At 54.2% G+C, this 2344-nt stretch carries 4 protein-coding genes; all 4 read left to right on the top strand.

Translation table 11 applies throughout. From position 1 onward, the window contains the following. The coding region (locus Pmgp_RS19055) for a sulfide/dihydroorotate dehydrogenase-like FAD/NAD-binding protein (protein ID WP_134216239.1) at window positions 1–585 on the top strand (585 nt) is incomplete at its 5' end. After that, window positions 585–1991, top strand: coding sequence for an NADPH-dependent glutamate synthase (gene gltA / locus Pmgp_RS19050; RefSeq protein ID WP_134216237.1), 1407 nt, complete (start codon window positions 585–587; stop codon window positions 1989–1991). The genes Pmgp_RS19055 and gltA, both read left to right, overlap by 1 nt. 3 nt (window positions 1992–1994) lie before the next feature. Then, window positions 1995–2147, top strand: a complete 153-nt coding sequence (locus Pmgp_RS19950; protein WP_192903038.1) for a hypothetical protein — start codon at window positions 1995–1997, stop codon at window positions 2145–2147. Between the two features lie 21 nt (window positions 2148–2168). Then, window positions 2169–2344, top strand: a 176-nt coding sequence (locus Pmgp_RS19045; RefSeq protein WP_345789164.1) for a CoA-binding protein, incomplete at its 3' end; no start/stop codon positions are given.

The following is a 2344-nucleotide window of genomic DNA, read 5'->3' as shown; positions in this document are numbered from 1 at the left end:
CACATCGAGAATTACGGCCGCGTCGCCTGCGTCGGCGGCGGCGTGGGAGTCGCCCCCGTGCATCCTATCGCCAGAGCCTTAAAAGAAGCCGGCAACCGGGTCACAGGCATCATCGGCGCCCGCACCAAAGAGCTGCTCTTCTGGGAAGACAAAATGCGCGCCGCCTGCAGCGAGCTCAGAGTCACCACCGACGACGGGTCATACGTCCGCAAAGGATTTGTCACCGACCTGCTCAAAGAAGCCATTGAAGAAAAAGGAGACATCGCCCTCTGCGTGGCCATCGGCCCCCTGCCCATGATGCGCGCCGTGTGCGACCTGACCAAAAAGTACAACCTGAAAACCATCGTCAGCCTCAACTCAATCATGGTGGACGGCACCGGCATGTGCGGCTGCTGCCGCGTCACCGTGGGCGGCCGGACCAAGTTCGCCTGCGTCGACGGCCCCGAGTTTGACGGGCATCAGGTGGATTTCGCCGAGATGTCCAGGCGGTCAGTCATATACAAGCCCCAGGAACAGATCGCCCTGCAAAGATACAACAGCCAGGGCGCCCACAAGTGCGGCTGCGGCTGCGGAGGTGACAGGTAATGGCTCAAAAGAAAATTATTGTACCTTATAAAAATCCCATGCCTGTCCGTGACCCATTGGAACGGGTCGATAACTTCAACGAAGTGGCGCTTGGTTATAGTGAAGAGGCAGTACTGGCCGAGGCCGGCCGCTGCCTGCAGTGCAAAAACGCTCCGTGTCGCCAGGGCTGCCCTGTGGAAGTGGACATACCTGCCTTCATTGGCCTGGTCTCCCAAAAAGACTTTAGCGGCGCTATCAGGAAACTGAAGGAAAAGAACGCGCTGCCGGCTGTCTGCGGCCGTGTTTGCCCCCAGGAAAGCCAGTGTGAAAAATACTGCACCCTGAGTAAAAAGTACGATGCCGTGGGGATTGGCAGAATCGAAAGGTACTGCGCCGACTGGGAACTTGCCAACGGGGTGCTGCCTCAAACGGTTGCCCCCCTTACCGGCAAAAGAGTCGCAGTGGTTGGTTCGGGGCCGTCTGGCCTGACCTGTGCGGCAGACCTGGCCAAGCTCGGCCATAAAGTAACCATATTCGAAGCACTGCACGTGGCCGGCGGCGTGCTCATGTACGGCATCCCCGAGTTTAGGCTGCCCAAGGCGGTAGTTCAGGCCGAAATTGAAAACCTGAAAAAACTGGGTGTGGAGATAATAGTCAACGCTGTGGTAGGCAAGTTTGCCACGGTGGACGAGCTGATCGAAGAAGAAGGCTATGACGCTGTCTTCATCGGCACCGGCGCCGGACTGCCATATTTCATGCAAATACCCGGCGAGAACGCCTGCGGTGTTTATACGGCAAACGAATTTCTTACCCGGGCTAACTTAATGAAATCATACTGTTTCCCTGAATACGATACTCCCCTTAGAGTTGGGGAGAGGGTAGCCGTCCTGGGCGGCGGCAACGTGGCTATGGACGCAGCGCGAACAGCCCTGCGCCTGGGCGCTGAAGAGGCCTGGATTGTTTACCGGCGTTCCAGGCTGGAAATGCCTGCGCGGCGCGAGGAAGTAGAACACGCTGAGGAAGAAGGCGTCAAGTTCGCGTTTCTGACCAGCCCCACCAAAATTTTATACAACAATGACTACTGGGTGACAGGGCTGGAATGCCTGCGCTACGAATTAGGCCAACCTGACGCTTCCGGCAGGCGCAGCCCCGTTCCAATTAAAGGGTCAGAATTTCTCATGGAAATGGACACTGTCATAGTTGCTGTCGGCCAGGGTCCAAACCCGTTGGTAACCAGGACCACCAGGGGGCTGGAATGCAATAAGAAAGGCAACATTATTGCGAATCCTGAAACAGGCGCTACTTCAAAACCAGGTGTTTTTGCCGGTGGAGATGTGGTAACGGGTGCGGCCACAGTTATCCTGGCGATGGGGGCTGGGCGCATTGCCGCGAAAGCCATTAATGCTTATTTCGGGAAGAAGGATTAAAGAATGAGTAAGAATCCTGTGAAAACGGCCTATGTATACGATGAAAAGTACGGGTGGATTAATGTAAGCTTATTTATCACCACAGCAAAGGCTAAATTAGAGAATATAGAAAAACAGCTAAAATTGAACGGATGTTTAAAACCTGTAAAGGTATAACAAGAGAGACTAAAAATCAGGATGAAAATACGGTTTTTGGGGTTTCAGATGAAAAGAAGGTGCAGTGATCTGAACGTGACAAACAGTTTAACCAGTCCCGCGTCCATAGCAGTGGTCGGCGCTTCAAAGACACCCGGCAAAATAGGCTACTCAGTAGTCAACAACCTGATCCAAAGCGGGTATAAAGGCAAAATATA

This window comes from Pelotomaculum propionicicum (assembly GCF_004369225.1).
Taxonomy (GTDB): domain Bacteria; phylum Bacillota; class Desulfotomaculia; order Desulfotomaculales; family Pelotomaculaceae; genus Pelotomaculum_B; species Pelotomaculum_B propionicicum.
The sequence above is the reverse complement of the archived record's forward strand: the minus strand, read 5'-3'. Positions and strand labels throughout refer to the sequence as shown.

Bases quoted from the DNA above. Each gene is read 5' to 3' on its own strand.
- gltA (WP_134216237.1), top strand. From the start codon at position 585: ATGGCTCAAAAGAAAATTATTGTACCTTATAAAAATCCCATGCCTGTC.
- Pmgp_RS19950 (WP_192903038.1), top strand. From the start codon at position 1,995: ATGAGTAAGAATCCTGTGAAAACGGCCTATGTATACGATGAAAAGTAC.